The 14,100-nt window shown below is 66.3% G+C and carries 17 protein-coding genes and 1 tRNA gene; 6 read left to right on the top strand and 12 right to left on the bottom strand.

Translation table 11 applies throughout. The features are described 5' to 3' along the window. Window position 1 precedes the first annotated feature (1 nt). The 4 genes from N6H05_RS22410 to N6H05_RS22425 form a co-directional block, all read right to left on the bottom strand. Complete coding sequence (locus N6H05_RS22410) at window positions 2–700, bottom strand: carbonic anhydrase (RefSeq protein ID WP_004211075.1); 699 nt, start codon at window positions 698–700, stop codon at window positions 2–4. Between the two features lie 182 nt (window positions 701–882). Next, window positions 883–1,593: a winged helix-turn-helix domain-containing protein gene (locus N6H05_RS22415; RefSeq protein ID WP_284111751.1), complete on the bottom strand. Its 711-nt coding sequence runs from the start codon at window positions 1,591–1,593 to the stop codon at window positions 883–885. Further along, a complete protein-coding gene (locus N6H05_RS22420; RefSeq protein WP_284111752.1) occupies window positions 1,593–2,030 on the bottom strand; it encodes a hypothetical protein in 438 nt (145 codons plus the stop codon). Before N6H05_RS22420 ends, N6H05_RS22415 begins: the two co-directional genes overlap by 1 nt. A gap of 124 nt (window positions 2,031–2,154) precedes the next feature. Next, a complete protein-coding gene (locus tag N6H05_RS22425; protein WP_284111754.1) occupies window positions 2,155–2,679 on the bottom strand; it encodes a hypothetical protein in 525 nt (174 codons plus the stop codon). A 262-nt stretch (window positions 2,680–2,941) separates the two neighbouring features. Between N6H05_RS22425 and N6H05_RS22430 the strand changes: the two genes are divergently transcribed. The 4 genes from N6H05_RS22430 (at window position 2,942) to N6H05_RS22445 (ending at window position 5,973) form a co-directional block, all read left to right on the top strand. Next, on the top strand, window positions 2,942–3,628 hold the full coding sequence (locus tag N6H05_RS22430) for a DUF969 domain-containing protein (RefSeq protein ID WP_284111755.1): 687 nt from the start codon (window positions 2,942–2,944) through the stop codon (window positions 3,626–3,628). Further along, window positions 3,625–4,563: a DUF979 domain-containing protein gene (locus N6H05_RS22435; RefSeq protein WP_284111756.1), complete on the top strand. Its 939-nt coding sequence runs from the start codon at window positions 3,625–3,627 to the stop codon at window positions 4,561–4,563. The genes N6H05_RS22430 and N6H05_RS22435 overlap by 4 nt, the downstream gene beginning before the upstream one ends. Continuing rightward, window positions 4,560–5,549 (top strand): DUF2891 domain-containing protein, encoded by a 990-nt coding sequence (locus N6H05_RS22440; protein WP_284111757.1) that lies wholly within the window; start codon window positions 4,560–4,562, stop codon window positions 5,547–5,549. The genes N6H05_RS22435 and N6H05_RS22440 overlap by 4 nt, the downstream gene beginning before the upstream one ends. Before the next feature lie 88 nt (window positions 5,550–5,637). Further along, window positions 5,638–5,973 carry a GIY-YIG nuclease family protein gene (locus N6H05_RS22445; protein WP_284111758.1) on the top strand — a complete coding sequence of 112 codons (336 nt, stop codon included), beginning with the start codon at window positions 5,638–5,640 and terminating at the stop codon, window positions 5,971–5,973. 10 nt (window positions 5,974–5,983) lie between these two features. On the opposite strand, the gene N6H05_RS22450 is transcribed toward N6H05_RS22445, so the two are convergent. Continuing rightward, window positions 5,984–7,270: a cyclic di-GMP phosphodiesterase gene (locus N6H05_RS22450; protein WP_284111759.1), complete on the bottom strand. Its 1,287-nt coding sequence runs from the start codon at window positions 7,268–7,270 to the stop codon at window positions 5,984–5,986. 175 nt (window positions 7,271–7,445) lie between these two features. Here N6H05_RS22450 and N6H05_RS22455 point away from each other — a divergent pair, with 175 nt between their 5' ends. After that, window positions 7,446–7,805: a YciI family protein gene (locus N6H05_RS22455; protein WP_284111760.1), complete on the top strand. Its 360-nt coding sequence runs from the start codon at window positions 7,446–7,448 to the stop codon at window positions 7,803–7,805. Window positions 7,806–7,818: 13 nt separating this feature from the next. Here N6H05_RS22455 and N6H05_RS22460 read toward each other — a convergent pair. From N6H05_RS22460 to N6H05_RS22480, 5 genes are all read right to left on the bottom strand, one after another. Further along, window positions 7,819–7,895: transfer RNA gene (locus N6H05_RS22460), tRNA-Arg, on the bottom strand. Window positions 7,896–7,931: 36 nt separating this feature from the next. Continuing rightward, complete coding sequence (locus tag N6H05_RS22465; protein WP_284111761.1) at window positions 7,932–8,417, bottom strand: DUF1178 family protein; 486 nt, start codon at window positions 8,415–8,417, stop codon at window positions 7,932–7,934. Then, entirely contained in the window at window positions 8,414–9,244 is an 831-nt protein-coding gene (locus N6H05_RS22470; RefSeq protein ID WP_284111762.1) for a carbon-nitrogen hydrolase family protein, read from the bottom strand. Before N6H05_RS22470 ends, N6H05_RS22465 begins: the two co-directional genes overlap by 4 nt. Before the next feature lie 5 nt (window positions 9,245–9,249). Continuing rightward, window positions 9,250–9,507, bottom strand: a complete 258-nt coding sequence (grxC, locus tag N6H05_RS22475) for a glutaredoxin 3 (protein ID WP_010335902.1) — start codon at window positions 9,505–9,507, stop codon at window positions 9,250–9,252. A 50-nt stretch (window positions 9,508–9,557) separates the two neighbouring features. Then, window positions 9,558–10,316, bottom strand: coding sequence for a ComF family protein (locus N6H05_RS22480; RefSeq protein ID WP_284111764.1), 759 nt, complete (start codon window positions 10,314–10,316; stop codon window positions 9,558–9,560). 41 nt (window positions 10,317–10,357) lie between these two features. On the opposite strand from N6H05_RS22480, the gene N6H05_RS22485 reads away from it, so the two are divergent. Next, entirely contained in the window at window positions 10,358–11,218 is an 861-nt protein-coding gene (locus N6H05_RS22485) for a class I SAM-dependent methyltransferase (protein ID WP_284111765.1), read from the top strand. A 6-nt stretch (window positions 11,219–11,224) separates the two neighbouring features. Here the strand turns inward: N6H05_RS22485 and N6H05_RS22490 are convergent, their stop codons facing one another. Next, the gene (locus tag N6H05_RS22490; RefSeq protein ID WP_284114300.1) at window positions 11,225–13,006 is read right to left on the bottom strand and encodes a diguanylate cyclase; all 1,782 of its coding nucleotides are present in this window, start codon (window positions 13,004–13,006) and stop codon (window positions 11,225–11,227) included. A gap of 165 nt (window positions 13,007–13,171) precedes the next feature. Then, on the bottom strand, window positions 13,172–14,050 hold the full coding sequence (locus N6H05_RS22495) for a metallophosphoesterase family protein (RefSeq protein ID WP_284111766.1): 879 nt from the start codon (window positions 14,048–14,050) through the stop codon (window positions 13,172–13,174). Window positions 14,051–14,100 lie beyond the last annotated feature (50 nt).

Raw genomic sequence — 14,100 nt, forward strand, 5'->3', positions numbered from 1 at the left:
TTTACTCCGCAGCTTGTGCGATGAGCGATTCGCCGGCCAGACGACGCCCATGCGGCAGCGCCACGGGCAGCTTCTGCCCTTCACGCAGCACCGAGAAACGGCCGGTTTCGCCGTCCAGGCCCAGGACCTGGCCGGCGTGAATGTCGACATACCAGCCATGCAGGGCGATCTCGCCGCGGGCGATGCCCGACGCGACCGACGGATGGGTGCGCAGGTGCGACAGCTGCACGACGACATTTTCCAGCGCCATGTTGCGCAGCTTTTCAGCGGCATCCAGGTCGGCAGGATAGGATTCGCGGCACAGCTTCTGCGCGGCATGGCTGTGGCGCAGCCAGGCAGCGACATTGGGCATGCCGGTCAGGTCGGCGTCGGTGGCCAGCGCCTTCATCGCGCCGCAGTCGCTATGACCGCACACGATAATGTCGCGCACGCCCAGCACCATCACGGCATATTCGACTGTGGCGGTCACGCCGCCCAGCTGGCTGTCATGCGGCGGCACGATGTTGCCGGCATTGCGGCAGACGAACAGGTCGCCCGGCTGGGCCTGCATGATGTGCTCGGGAACGATGCGCGAGTCGGCGCAGGAGATCATCAGTGCCTTGGGGCTCTGACCATGGCTGGCCAGCTGATTGTAGAGCGTGCTTTCGTTCGGGAAGACCTTGGTCTCGAAACTGAATACACGACCGATAAGCTCGTTCATGGCTTTCATCCTCTTATTGCTATGGCGTTGCCGGTCAGGGGGCGGACCGGCCTAGCTTGCAAAATACGCAGCCGATTTTGCTGCGGCGCAGCGGAATTGTTAAAAATCATGTCTGGGATGCAAAGCGCCCGACAGGCGCGCCAAATGGCGGAAAACCGCCATCAGCGCGCCTTTTCTGGGGGTCAGCGCCGGTCGACGACCGCGCTGAACATGTATCCGACGCCACGAACAGTCACGATCGGGGCGGGCCGTCCTTCATGGGACAGCTTGCGCCGCAAGCGGCTGACCAGCACGTCCACGCTGCGGTCGGACGAGGGCGCGTCGCGCACCCCGGCCAGTTCCATCAGCCGCGCACGGGCAATCACCGCCTGGGCATGATCCAGCAACACGGCGAGCAGCGAAAACTCCGCTGCCGTCAGTTCGACCAGCGCGCCGGCCGGGTCGGTCACTTCGCGCCGGGCGAAATCGACCACCCAGTCGTCGAAGCGCGCCTGAGTCTGGCGTCGCAAACCCAGCGCCCGCTCGCTCCGCCCGCGCCGCAGCACGGCGCGCAGCCGCGCCGCCAGTTCGCGGGTCGAATAGGGCTTGGCCATGTAATCGTCGGCGCCCAGTTCCAGGCCGACCACCCGGTCGACCTCGCTGCTGTCGGCGCCGACCAGGATGATCGGCACGTCGCTACGCTCGCGCACGTCGCGGCACAGGTCCATGCCGTCCGGCCCGCGCAGCCCCGCATCCAGCACGACCGCGCCGACCGGCATCCGGTCCATGGCATTGAAAATATCGCTCGACGAGGCGGCGGGCAGAGCGCGAAACCCGCTCTGCTCCAGGAATTCCCGCACCCTGTGCCGCAAATCCTGCTGCGTCTCGGCGACCAGTATCAGCGGTGGACTCATCAGCCCTTCACGGTCAGCGCGCGCACGCTGTCCAGTTCATTCACCAGCACGGCGCGGTCCTGCTGCGCGACCGACACGGCCTCGGCATTGCGGGCGCCGGCATAGCGGGCGACCTCGGCATCCACCTGGCTGCGGGCGGCGGCGCAGGTGCCGGCATAGCTGCCCGACAGGGGGGCAAAGCGATGGACCGCCTTGCCGAAGGCCGGCACCGACTGGCCCTGGGCCGCGACGGCGCGGTCCACGCGCACATCAGCCTGCCAGCGGCAGACCGGGATGGCATTGCGATTGCCGAAGCGCGGCTCGACCTGGGTGAAGCGCACCGACGATGCGGTGTGATAGCTGGCCGTATAGGCCTGGGCGCCGTGGGTCAGTTCGGCGCTGTGGATCGGGGTGGAGGAAGCGGCGAGCGCCGCAACACTGGCAAGGATCGGCAACATGGGAACTTCCCTTCGAAACAGACATATCCAGCAATAAGCGGGATCCTTCCGACGGGTTTAGGCAGGGAGAATGTCTCCCCAATATGCCGAACGTTACAAATTATTGCTGTGCCGCAGCATGCCGTCAAGCGACCCTTGCGATCACCGGACTGGCCTGAAGCGGCCGCGCCGCCCCCGACAGGGCCTCGATCAGCCCGGAAAGCCACAGCGCATCGGCCACGGCGCGGTGCCGCGCGGGGTGCTGCGCATCGGCATGGGCCATGGCCGCCGTGATCCGCGGTTCGTCCGCGCCCCACTCATCCAGCAACAATGAGACATGATCGATCGCGAACGGCGCCACCACCGACTCCGTATCGGCCAGCGTCTGCAGCCAATATTGATCGATCACGCTGTCGGCGACCACGCGGCTGCCGGCCACTGCCGCCGCCAACTGCGCCAGCACCACATCGGCCGGTTCACCTTCCGCCTCGATCCGGGCGCGCGACAGGCCGTGCAGCGCCTCGGCTTCGGCGGTCCAGTCCCAGCCGGCCCAGGCTGCATGAGGTCGAATGATCCAGCTGCGGGCAATGCCGCCGCCTGCTATGCCCACTTCGATCGGGAAGGATCGTCCGTGCCGGGGCAGGCACGACGCCTCGAAATCGATCGCCATGATGGTCAAAGGCTCTCTCCGAATAATTCCACGTCCGCCCCATTTTTGGGTCTGGCCGTCCACGTCTGATACGCCCCTGTCTCCTCCAACTATGTCAGGCCGATGTCATTGGCCATCAGGATTTTCGGAAAAGATGCGAACCGACGGTCCGGTGCGACCGATGCGGCCATCGTACCGGATTTCAACCGCCTATGGCCAGCGGCCTGCATTGCCGCTACCCCGTCACGATGACGGACGGACGACTGCGGGACGCGAACGACTGATGTGGGTGTTGCTGGGCATCGCCCTGATCGTCGCGGGCTTCGTGCTGCGCTTCAATCCGCTGCTGGTGATCCTCGCCTCGGCCATCGCCACCGGCCTTGCCGCCGGGCTCGATCCGCTCACCATCCTCGCCGCCTTCGGCAAGGCGTTCAACGACTCACGCTATGTCTCGGTCGTCTGGGTCGTGCTGCCGGTGATCGGCCTGCTCGAAGCGCATGGGCTTCAGGAACGGGCGCGCGGCCTCATTGACCGGATGCGCGGCGCCACCACCGGCCGCTTCCTCCTCTTCTATCTTGTCGCCCGCCAGATTTCGGCCGCCATGGGCCTGATCTCGGTCGCCGGCCATGCCCAGACCGTGCGCCCGCTGGTCGCCCCGATCGCCGAAGCCGCCGCCGAGAAGCAGGCCGGCGCGCTCGATGAGGAGCAGCGCGACGAGATCAAGGCCTGGGCCGCCGCGACCGACAATGTCGGTGTCTTCTTTGGCGAGGATATCTTCCTCGCCATCGGATCGATCCTGCTGATCAAGGGGCTGCTGGAGCAATATGGCATCTTGCTCGAACCGCTCCAGCTCTCGGTCTGGGCGATCCCGACCGCGATTGCCGCGCTGCTGATCCACGGCTTTCGCCTGTGGCGGCTCGACCGCCGGCTGAACGCGCAGGGTGCCAAGGGACCGGAGCACGCCGCATGATCACCCTCCACTGGGTCTATGCGCTGATGGGCGCGGTGTTCGCCGGCTATGCCCTGCTCGGCGCCGCCGACCGCAGCAATCCGCGCCGCTTCACCACCGCCGCCTTTTGGGCACTGCTGGCGCTCAGCATGTGGGCGGGCGACCGGATCGGCGACATCGGCAATGGCGTCCTCGTCCTCGGCCTCGTCGCCATTGCCGGCTTCAAGGGGCTGGGGCGCGGCAGCGGCGGCGTGCCGCTGGACGAGCGCCAGGCGCGGGCCGATCGGCATGGCAATGGCCTGTTCGCCATCGCCCTGGTCATCCCCGTCACCGCGCTGGCCGGCACCTTCCTGTTCAAGGCGTTCCCCGCCTGGATCGATCCCAAGCAGACTACCCTCATCTCGCTGGCGCTGGGCGTCCTGATCGCGCTCGGCATCGGTTGCACCTGGCTGCGCGCCCGGCCGATCGTCGCCCTGCAACAGGGGCGGCAGTTGATGGACTCAGTCGGCTGGGTGGCGATCCTGCCCCAGATGCTGGCCAGCCTGGGCGCGGTGTTCGCGCTTGCCGGCGTCGGCGATGTCGTCGGCGGCATCGTCCGCCTCGCCATTCCCGATGGCAGCCTGCTCGGCGCGGTGATCGCTTATGGCCTCGGCATGGCGCTCTTCACCATCGTCATGGGCAATGCCTTCGCGGCCTTCCCGGTGATGACCGCCGCGATCGGCATTCCGCTGCTGATCCACCAATATCATGGCGATCCGGCGATCATCTGCGCGATCGGCATGCTGGCGGGCTTCTGCGGCACATTGCTGACGCCGATGGCCGCCAATTTCAACCTCCTCCCCGCCGCGCTGCTGCAGCTCAAGGATGAATATGGCGTGATCCGCCGCCAGGTCGGCACCGCCCTCCCCCTGCTCTGCGTCAACATCCTCCTGATCTATTGGCTGGCCTTCCGATGACCCGACTTTCCCAAGACATTGCCGACCGTTTCGCCGCCCTCACCCTGTCCCATCTGGGGCGGCAATATCCCTACAAGATGGACCTGACCTATCAGGGGCCGGAGGATGCGCGCATTCCGGCGGAGCATCATCCGATCTTCCACGGCAGCTATGACTGGCACAGTTGCGTCCATGGCTGGTGGCAGGTGATGCGCCTGCGCCGCCTCTACCCCGACATGGCCCAGGCCGATGCGATCCGCGCCCGCGCCGACATGATGCTGGTGCCCGACAAGGTCGCGGGCGAACGTGCCTTTCTCACTCGCCCGACCGCCGGCGGGTTCGAGCGCCCCTATGGCTGGGCCTGGCTGCTCGCGCTCCATGCCGAACTCGCCCGACAGGACGGGCCCTGGGCCGCCGCGATCGAGCCGCTGGCGCTCGACTTCGCCGCGCGCTTCCACGCCTTCCTGCCGAAAATGACCTATCCGCTGCGCGTCGGTACCCATTTCAACAGCAGCTTCGCGCTGATCCACGCTTATGACTGGGCCAAGGACCGCGACCCCGCGCTCCAGGCGCTGATCCGCGAGCGCGCGCTTGCCTGGTTCGGCCAGGACCGCGCCTGCCAGGCCTGGGAACCGGGCGGCGACGAGTTTCTCTCCTCGGCCCTCACCGAAGCACTGCTGATGAGCCGGTTGCTCTCGCGCAGCGAATTTGCGGGCTGGTTCGGCGCCTTCCTGCCCGATCTTCTGGCCGGCCAGCCGGCCACCCTGTTCACCCCGGCCACCGTGTCGGATCGCAGCGACGGCAAGATCGCCCATCTCGACGGCCTCAACCTCAGCCGCGCCTGGTGCTGGCGCGGCATCGCCGCCGCGCTGGGCGCCGACGCGCCGATCGCGCCGATCGCCGAGCAGGCGGCGATCGCCCATCTCGACGCCGCGCTCCCCCACATAGCCGGCGACTATATGGGGGAACATTGGCTGGCCAGCTTCGCCCTGCTGGCGCTTGAATAAGGCGTTTCACAATATTACCCGGATTGAAAGAGATTGATATTATATCCGGGTAATATTAAGAAGCCTCCTCATAAGGAGGGCATGCCCCATGCAGGAAAGCGAACGCAAAGCGGCTATCGACGCCTATCGGGAACGCAAGGTCGCTTGCGGCATCTATGCGATCCGATGCTTGCCCACCCAACAGCTCTGGATCGGCAGCGCCCCCAATCTGGCGACCATCCAGAACCGGCTCTGGTTCACCCTGCGACTGGGACAGGATCAACGCGCCACGCTCCAGCGGGCCTGGACGACCCATGGCGAAGTCGCGTTTCAATTTGAAGTTCTCGAACAATGGGATGCTACCGAAATCGGCCATGCCCGCAACCGCACATTGAAGGCGGGCCGGGATCGTTGGGCCGACACGCTGGGTGCCAGCCCGATCTGATCCGCCTGCCTCAGCCGGCCACCGCCAACAGCTTGGCACTCATCGCCGGCCACTCGCTCATGTCCCAGCCTTCAGGCGTTTCGCGGGTGATGATCTGGTCCGCGCCGAAGCAATTGCCGAGATCAATGTCCTCGCTCTTCTCGAACGCCCGGTCGGCCAGCGAATAAAAGGGTCGGACCTTGGGGAGGGTCAGATCATCGGGATTCTGTTCGACCACGATCGCGAGCCGATGCGATCGCAGCCGCACCAGCGACCCGATCGGATAGATGCCGACCGCGCGCTGGAACGCCTGGAAGACGTCGGCGTCGAACAGCGTGCCGGCATCTTCGTCAATCTTCAGCAACGCCCGCGACGGATCATCCCCGCTCCGATGCAGCCGCGTTGACGTCATGGCATCATAGCTGTCGCAGATCGCGGCCATGCGCGCGAACATCCCTATTTGCTCGCCGGCCAGGCCATTGGGATAACCACTGCCGTCCAACCGCTCATGATGGTTGAGGCAGACGTCCAGCACTTCCGCCGGCATTTCCCCGCCCAGGGTCAGGAATTCATGCGCCAGCGTGGTGTGGCTCTTGACCACGTCCCATTCCTCCGGCGTCAGCGGCGCATCCTTGTCCCACACTTCCTGCGGCACATGCGCCATGCCCATATCCATCAGCAAGCCGGCCAGACCCGCCTTGCGGATATCGTCGGGCGACAGGTGCATCTGCTGCGCAAGGCCGATCATCAGCGCACAGACCGACAGCGCATGCTGATAGAGATATTCGCCGCTATTCTTCATCCGCGTGATCGCCATGAAGGCATGCGGGTTCCGTTGCACGGAACTGGAGATTTCCTCGACCATCGACTCCAGCTTGGCCGCCTTCACGGCCTTGCCCAGCCGCACATCCTCATAGAGCTTGCGCATGGTGCGGCCCGACTTGCGCGCCAGCCGCTGCGCATGGACCATTTCGGCGCGGATGGGCAACCGGTCCTTGGACAGGGGATCGAACGGTCGCTCAATCGGCGGCGGCGCGGCCCGGCGCGCGATCGTCGCCCCGGCCCGACCGAACACACGTTCGCGCGGTTCGCTGATCGACACCACGCGCGATGGCGCCGGCTGAACCGGTGCCACGTCCGCACCGCGCGACACATCGATCATTACCCATTCGACCTTGCTGGCATGCAGATCCGCCAGTTGCTCGGGATCATCGAGCAGCATCTTGCGCTTCCAGAAGGGATGGGAAAACCACGACCCTTCCAGCTTGTGCAAGAACATCCCCAGTTTCACGTCCTGGATGCGGATTTTTTTCAGCATTTATACGGCCCCGTAGTCCCCGAACTCATTTCACAGCCCGTGCCTTTCCAAAAGGTTAAGACGCACCATTCCAGATCGAATGGAGCCACTTGATCAGCCGATCGGCGATGTCACCGCGCCTACCGCAATCGGCCATTTTCGCTTATCCTCCTATCGTCCGACAGGGAGACGACCGATGCGCGTGTTGGTGCTGGTAAAGGCGACGCAGGACAGCGAAGCGGGTGGCCCGCCCGATCCTCAAATGATGGCAGCGATGGGCCGCTTCAACGACGAACTGGACGCAGCCGGCATATTGCGCATGGCCGACGGGCTGCGCCCCTCTTCCTACGGCAAGCGGATCGCCTTCGACGGAACAGCGCGCCGCGTCATCGACGGCCCCTTCCCTCAGGTCGGCGAACTGGTCGCGGGCTTCTGGCTTTGGGAGGTCGCCGACATGGACGAAGCCGTCACCTGGGTGAAGCGCTGCCCCAACCCCATGCCCGGCCCTAGCGAGATCGAAATCCGCCCCTTTCACGAATGGCGCGACGATAGCTGATCGAAGGGGAAAATGGTGCACCCGACGGGATTCGAACCCATGGCCCTCAGATTAGGAATCTGATGCTCTATCCTGCTGAGCTACGGGTGCACGCAGCGCCGGCTCTATTATGCGCGGCGCGCGCGGTCAATTCTTCGCTTCGGGCGGAATCACCGGAAAGGGCAGTTGCGCGACATTGATGCCTTCCTCGGCCAGCGCCTTGGCCTCGGCCGGGGCGACCTCGCCATGAATGCTGCCCTTGTCCTGCTCGCCATAATGCATGGCCCGCGCCTGCTCGGCAAAGCCGCGCCCGACCCAAGTGGAACCTTCCAGCACCTTCTTCTGTGCGTCCGCCAGCGCCTCGACCAGCGCGCGCATCTTCGCCTCGTCGGGGCCGGACGCCACCGGCGCCGTCTCCGCTTCGGCCGCCGGCTGCGACGGCACGATCTCGCGGCGCTGGTTGCCCTTGGCCGCCACTGCCGGCGCCATCAGCGCCTTGCCGATGCGCGTGTCGCCGCATAGCGGACAGGCCAGCAGCCCCCGCGCCTTCTGGTCCGTATAATCGGCGCTGGAGCCGAACCACGCCTCGAAGACGTGGCCCTGCCCCTCGCACTTAAGGTCGAAAACGATCACCTGATCTCAACATCCTGCGGTATCACGCGCCGATTGGCGATGGCGGGCACCCGCCCGCGCACCGCCTCTACGCGGCCAAGGTCAAGATCGGCAAGGGCCAGCCCCGCCCCCTCGCCCATGTCCAGCAGCACATCGCCCCATGGATCGACCACCAAACTATGGCCATAGGTGGTACGCCCGTCCTGATGCTCGCCCGCCTGCGCGGCGGCGATCAGGAAACAGCCTGCCTCGATCGCGCGGGCGCGCAGCAGGATGTGCCAGTGCGCCTGCCCCGTGGGCACGGTGAAGGCTGCCGGCGCCAGCAGCACGGTTGCGCCCGCATTGGTGAGCGCCCGATAGAGATCGGGAAAGCGCATGTCGTAGCAGATGGAAAAGCCCATCCGCGCCCAGGGCGTATCGACCGCCACTACGCTCTCGCCCGGCCCATAGACCGAGGATTCGCGCCAGCTTTCGCCCGATGCCAGGTCGACATCGAACAGATGGATCTTGTCGTAGCGCGCCCGTATTTCGCCCTGATCGTCGATCATGAAGCTGCGATTGGCCCAGCGCCCGTCGCTGCGCGCATCCTTGAGCGGTAGCGACCCGATATGGATCCAAAGCCCCTCGCGCGCCGCCGCCTCGCGCACCGCCGCCAGCACGATATCGTCCGCCTCGTCGCGCAGCGTTGCCGCCGCGCGCTTGCGATCGCGGTCCAGATAGCCCGCCATTTCCGGAGTGAAGAGCATGTCCGCCCCCTCCCCTTTGGCGCGCACCGCCGCCTCCTCAATCGCGGCGGCATTGGCGGCCGGGTCGATCCCGGTCGTCATCTGAAGAATCGCGGCGCGCATCGGGCTTACAGGCCCAGCAGCGGGTCGAGCTTGCCCTCGCGGTTCAGCGCGGCGAGATCGTCGCTGCCGCCGATATGCTGACCGTCGATGAAGATCTGCGGCACGGTGGTGCGTCCCGGCGCCCGCTCCAGCATTTCCTCGCGCTTGGGACCGCCCAGCGAGATGTCATATTCCTCGAAGGCAACACCCTTGCCCTCCAGCAGTGCCTTGGCCCGCGCACAATAGCCACACCAGTCCTTGGTATAGATTTCGACCTTTGCCATTATCTTGGTAAAACTCCTTTGCCCCGAAATTGGGGGGAATGCGCACTTTGTCAATCGCCGCCCGTTTTCGGCCCGGTTCTGGGCAGCGCCCGCGCCCAGCACAGCAGATGCACCTCGCGCACGCCACCAGCCTTCAGCAGCTTTGCGCAGGCCGCCGCCGTCGCCCCGCTGGTATGGACATCGTCGACCAGCAAAATCACCCGTCCCGACAGCCCATGATCCGGCCCCAGTGCAAAGGCGCCGCGCACCGCCTTTTCCCGCTGTTTCGGATTCATCCCCCGCAGCGGCTGCGTCCGCTTCACCCGGCGCAGGCCATGCTTGTCCACCGCCAGCCCCGTCAGCCGCCCCAGATGATCGGCGATCAGCGCCGACTGGTTGAAGCCCCGCCCCCACAGCCGCCAGCGATGCAGCGGCACCGGCACGATCAGCGCGCCCTCGCTATCCGCCGGCACATGGCGCAGCATCTGCCCCGCCACCAGCCGGGCCAGGCCGATCCGCCGCCCATATTTGAGGCGCAGCGCCACCGTCCGCGCGACATCGCCATAGGCCAGCACCGCCCGCGCGCTGTCGAACGGCGGCGGCTGGGCCAGGCAGGCGCCACAGGCCGCGCCCTCGCCCATCTCATGCTCGAACGGCAGGCCGCAGCGCGCGCAGCAGGGCGGCCCCAGGAATTGCATCCCGCTCCAGCAGTCGAGGCAGAAACCATGGTCCGCGCCGACGATCGCGCCGCAGCCGGGACAGCGTGGCGGAAGGGCATAATCCATGACCGGACGCATCACGGTCTTGAGAAGCGGGACCAGCGACATCATCTGCCTTGTCCCCGCTTCGTCCCCGATGCACAAGGCCCGCCATGACTGCCCCCGAAACCCGCGCCGATATTTTCGACCGCGCCCTGCGCGCCCGTCACCGCGACCGGATGCTCGGCGCCTTTGCCGATCATGATTTTCTCCACCGCGCGATGCTGGACGAACTGCTCGAACGGCTCGCCGATGTGCAGCGCGACCTGCCCGAAGTGCTGCTTGTCGGCTGCCCGGACGGCAACGCGAAGGCCGCACTCGAAGCCATGGGCAAGCGCGTCGCCTGCGCCGATCCCGGCTTCCTTGCCGCGCAGCGAGCCGGCGGCGTGCAGGCGGACGAGGATGCCCTGCCCTTCGCCGACAATAGTTTCGATCTGGTCATCGCCTGCGGCACGCTCGACAGCGTCAATGATCTGCCCGGCGCACTGATCCTGATGCGCCGCGTGCTGCGGCCCGACGGGCTGATGCTCGCCGCCTTTGCCGGTGCCGGCAGCCTGTCCCGCCTCAAATCCGCCTTGCTCGCGGCCGAGGGCGACCGCCCCGGCCAGCATGTCCATCCCCAGGTCGATGTCCGTTCGGCCGGTGACCTCCTGAGCCGCGCCGGCTTCGCCATGCCGGTCGCCGATGGGGAGACGCTCAATATCCGCTATGGCGACATCGTCCGGCTGATGCACGATCTGCGCGGCATGGGCGCGGGTAATGCGCTCGCCACCCGCCCGCCGGCCCTGTCGCGCGACGTGCTGATACGCGCCGCCACCCATTTCGCCAACGCCGCCGATCCCGACGGCCGCACCGCCGAACAGATGGCGCTCATCTATCTGTCCGGCTGGAAGCCCGACGCCAGCCAGGCCGCCCCCGCCCGCCGCGGCAGCGCCACCGTCTCGCTGGCCGCAGCGCTCAAGGGCAAGGACTGAGGCCCTTCAGGCCGACAGCGCTTCCGCCCGCGCGTCCAACACTACCCGGTTCCGCCCCTCGCGCTTGGCGCGATAGAGGGCGGCATCGGCCGCCTTGATCAGCGTCGAGCCATCCCGCTCCATCGTCTCTTCCCAGGTAGCGACGCCGAAGGACATGGTCGTCGAACCCAGCGTGCGACCGCCCTGGCTCACCATCAACTCGCTGATTGCCTGGCGGACGATCTCTACCCGGTTGGCCAGCACCGCCGCCGATGTGCCGGGCGCGATGATGGTGAACTCCTCGCCGCCAAAGCGACAGACGACATCACCGTCGCGGAAGCGGCTGCGCATTTCCGTCGCGACCGCCTGCAACACCGCGTCGCCCGCCTCATGGCCGAACTCGTCGTTGAAGCGCTTGAAATGGTCGACGTCGCACATCACCAGGCTCAGCGGACTGCCGGTGCGCGTCGCCCGCGCAATCTCCAGCGCCAGCGTCTCTTCCATGTAGCGACGATTGAACAGGCTGGTCAGCGGATCGCGGATCGTCTGTTCGCGCAGGCCGCGTTGCAGGCGATGGTTGACCAGGGCCGACGCGATATTCTCGGTCAGCACGGTCAGGCCGAACCGGTTCTCGGCCCCCACCACGCCGCGCAGATAGAGCACGCCGATCACCTCACCGCCGGCCAGCAGCGGCTCGCAATGATAATGGTCCGCCTCGGCACCGACATGGGCACAGACGATGTCCGATCCCTGCTCGGTCACATAATGGCTCTGCCCGCGCCGCAGCGCCCAGCACTGGTCGGGCGCAAAGCCCGCCTGCTCGACCTCCAGCCCGCCCCATGCTGCGATTGGCACCAGCAGGTTGCGCGAATTATTATGGGCATAGAGCGCGCCGGGAATATCGGGTAGCACGCGCGGCACGAACACCCGGATGATCGCGGCCAATTCTTCATCGGTGCGGGCCGCCTGCATCCGGTGGGCCATTCCGCCCAGCAATTCGATCACTTCGCCCCGCTCGCGCAGCACCTGCGCATTGGCGCTCAGTTCCTGGTTGGCGATTTTCAGCCGCCCCGCGCTGTCCACCTGGTCGGCGACTGCCGCCTCCAACTCGCGCGCCATTTCATTATAGCCGCCGGCCAGCCGCTCGAACTCGCTCGACCGCATCTCGACATCGATGCGCGCGCTGCGATCGCCCGCGCCCAGCTTGCCCATCACCGTCATCATCGCATCGACCGGACGGCGGATGCCACGGATCAGCGCGACGCCCATGATGACGATGATCGCCACCGTCAGCGGCGTGCCCAGCAGCACCAGCCAGCGAATATAGTTGAGCCGCCGTTCCACCGCGCCCATGCGATCGACCGACAGCGAACGCTCCTCGGCCAGCAGATCGCCGACCCGCGCCTCGACCATCAGCATCAGATAGCGGCCACGGCCGGTCGCGGTCGATGCCTGCGCCCCGTCAAAATCGCCGGCACGGGTCAGCGCGGCCGACTTCTCCAGGCTCGCGGCCCGTTCCGTCACCAGCGCGCGGACCTGCTGCGCCCGTTCATTCTGCGCGGAATTGTCGGCGGTCAGGTTCACCAGCGCCGCCGCATCATGCTTGGCGGCGGCGATTTCGGCGGCGACGGTTTCGCCAAATTCGGGATTGCGGGTCAGCACATAGCCGCGCTGCCCCGACTCGGCCTGCTGCAGATGGCCTAGCGTCCGGTTCGCGGTCTTAAGCACCTGCGAGGAATGGGTCACCCAGCTCAGGCTGCTGCGCATCTGCGCCGACCCGTCGAGCAGCAGCCCGGCGAGCAGCACCATCACCACGCACAATATGCCGCACAGCACCACAATCCGATGGGACAATGATCCGACCAACTGACACTCCCTGGGTCCGCAAGCCCATCGCCTTTGGTCAATCGCCACGCCGATGCAACATGAATCATTGTTTTACAGGGAGAATTGCGACCGATGGAAGGCTCTGTCTCAGCCTGCCCCCTGTAGCACAGCCACGCTGCCGACCGTCGGCGGATCGATCACATCCCGTCCCGCCCATGCCTCGCCTTCCCGCATATAATCAACATGGCTCGCCCTGCGGAAGGCGTCGCCGTCCCACACGATCACTTGCAGTTCGATCGCATTGCTGCGCCGCACATGCAGCCAGTTGAAGCTCTGCGGCTCGGCATTGCGCAGCCGGGTCGATGTCGCCGTCCCCGCCTGGATCACCAGCGCCCCGCCGCTATGCGCCACCATCTTCTGCGCGGCCTCCGCATAGGTGCGGTGGAAATGGCCGGCCAATGCGACATGCACCCCCGCCTCGCACGCCGCCTGCACGGCATCCTCATGCCGCCCCACCGCCTCACTCAACTCCCCGCCGCGGCCGATCGGCATGGCGAACAACGGATGATGGGTCACCAGGATGCGGGTCTTGTCCGCCGCGACCTGCGCGAAACTCTCGCGGAGCCGGTCCATCTGGTCATGGTTGATCCGCCCGTCCTTGATCGTCAGCGAGCGCGCGGTGTTGAGCCCCAGTATCGCGACCTCTCCATCCTCGTAGAAGGGACAGAGATCGCGGCTGATATAGCGTTTGTAGCGCGCCAGCGGCCGGGCGAAGCGGCGCACCACGTCGAACAGCGGCACGTCATGATTGCCGGGGATCACCAATATCTTCAGCCCCGCCGCGCGCAGACGATTGAGCCAGGCCGCCGCCGCCCTGAACTGCTCCACCCGCGCACGCTGGGTCAGGTCGCCGCTGATGACGACCAGGTCCGGCCGGCGTTCCTCCAGCCAGGCGGTGGCGGCGTCGACGATGCGCGGATCATGCGCGCCGAAATGAATGTCGGACAGATGGGCGATACGGGCCATGCCTCCCCAACGAATGCATCGCTATTCGTTTCCGATGGACCCGAAATCGC

Source organism: Sphingobium sp. WTD-1 (assembly GCF_030128825.1).
Classification (GTDB): domain Bacteria; phylum Pseudomonadota; class Alphaproteobacteria; order Sphingomonadales; family Sphingomonadaceae; genus Sphingobium.

Bases quoted from the DNA above. Each gene is read 5' to 3' on its own strand.
- N6H05_RS22430 (WP_284111755.1), top strand. From the start codon at position 2,942: ATGTGGGTGTTGCTGGGCATCGCCCTGATCGTCGCGGGCTTCGTGCTG.
- N6H05_RS22485 (WP_284111765.1), top strand. From the start codon at position 10,358: ATGACTGCCCCCGAAACCCGCGCCGATATTTTCGACCGCGCCCTGCGC.
- N6H05_RS22470 (WP_284111762.1), bottom strand. From the start codon at position 9,244: ATGCGCGCCGCGATTCTTCAGATGACGACCGGGATCGACCCGGCCGCC.
- N6H05_RS22480 (WP_284111764.1), bottom strand. From the start codon at position 10,316: ATGATGTCGCTGGTCCCGCTTCTCAAGACCGTGATGCGTCCGGTCATG.
- grxC (WP_010335902.1), bottom strand. From the start codon at position 9,507: ATGGCAAAGGTCGAAATCTATACCAAGGACTGGTGTGGCTATTGTGCG.
- N6H05_RS22420 (WP_284111752.1), bottom strand. From the start codon at position 2,030: ATGTTGCCGATCCTTGCCAGTGTTGCGGCGCTCGCCGCTTCCTCCACC.
- N6H05_RS22445 (WP_284111758.1), top strand. From the start codon at position 5,638: ATGCAGGAAAGCGAACGCAAAGCGGCTATCGACGCCTATCGGGAACGC.
- N6H05_RS22415 (WP_284111751.1), bottom strand. From the start codon at position 1,593: ATGAGTCCACCGCTGATACTGGTCGCCGAGACGCAGCAGGATTTGCGG.
- N6H05_RS22435 (WP_284111756.1), top strand. From the start codon at position 3,625: ATGATCACCCTCCACTGGGTCTATGCGCTGATGGGCGCGGTGTTCGCC.
- N6H05_RS22425 (WP_284111754.1), bottom strand. From the start codon at position 2,679: ATGGCGATCGATTTCGAGGCGTCGTGCCTGCCCCGGCACGGACGATCC.
- N6H05_RS22440 (WP_284111757.1), top strand. From the start codon at position 4,560: ATGACCCGACTTTCCCAAGACATTGCCGACCGTTTCGCCGCCCTCACC.
- N6H05_RS22410 (WP_004211075.1), bottom strand. From the start codon at position 700: ATGAACGAGCTTATCGGTCGTGTATTCAGTTTCGAGACCAAGGTCTTC.
- N6H05_RS22450 (WP_284111759.1), bottom strand. From the start codon at position 7,270: ATGCTGAAAAAAATCCGCATCCAGGACGTGAAACTGGGGATGTTCTTG.
- N6H05_RS22455 (WP_284111760.1), top strand. From the start codon at position 7,446: ATGCGCGTGTTGGTGCTGGTAAAGGCGACGCAGGACAGCGAAGCGGGT.
- N6H05_RS22490 (WP_284114300.1), bottom strand. From the start codon at position 13,006: ATGGTGCTGCTCGCCGGGCTGCTGCTCGACGGGTCGGCGCAGATGCGC.
- N6H05_RS22495 (WP_284111766.1), bottom strand. From the start codon at position 14,050: ATGGCCCGTATCGCCCATCTGTCCGACATTCATTTCGGCGCGCATGAT.